We start from the raw sequence: 393 nt of genomic DNA, 5'->3' as shown, positions 1-393 counted from the left end.
AGCGCTCGACTGATAATCGTGAGGTCTCAGGTTCAAGTCCTGATAGGCCCACCATTATGGGGAATTAGCTCAGCTGGGAGAGCGCCTGCTTTGCACGCAGGAGGTCAGCGGTTCGATCCCGCTATTCTCCACCATATACATATAAAGAGATAAGAAAATTAGATATAAGCTTTTAATAAATAAGAGTTTATATCTGGTTTTAATCAGAAAGCGTTACCTTGAAATAACTTTAGTTATTTTAAGTAGCATGATATTTAAAAATATAATGTTAAAGTCTTTAAAAATTTTTCGTAAAATTAAATAGTAATGTTTAATTTTAAATAAAAATTTCATATCTAAAATTTAATAGAGATATTAAAAAACTATAGATAACACAACTAACTTATTAAAGTA

General features: G+C 30.3%; 1 tRNA gene. It reads left to right on the top strand.

The features are described 5' to 3' along the window. The first annotated feature begins 58 nt into the window (after positions 1-58). Positions 59-134: transfer RNA gene (locus CJ670_RS08435), tRNA-Ala, on the top strand. Positions 135-393: the final 259 nt, after the last annotated feature.

The organism is Arcobacter cryaerophilus gv. crypticus, from assembly GCF_002993025.1.
Lineage (GTDB): Bacteria > Campylobacterota > Campylobacteria > Campylobacterales > Arcobacteraceae > Aliarcobacter > Aliarcobacter cryaerophilus_B.
The sequence above is the reverse complement of the archived record's forward strand: the minus strand, read 5'-3'. Positions and strand labels throughout refer to the sequence as shown.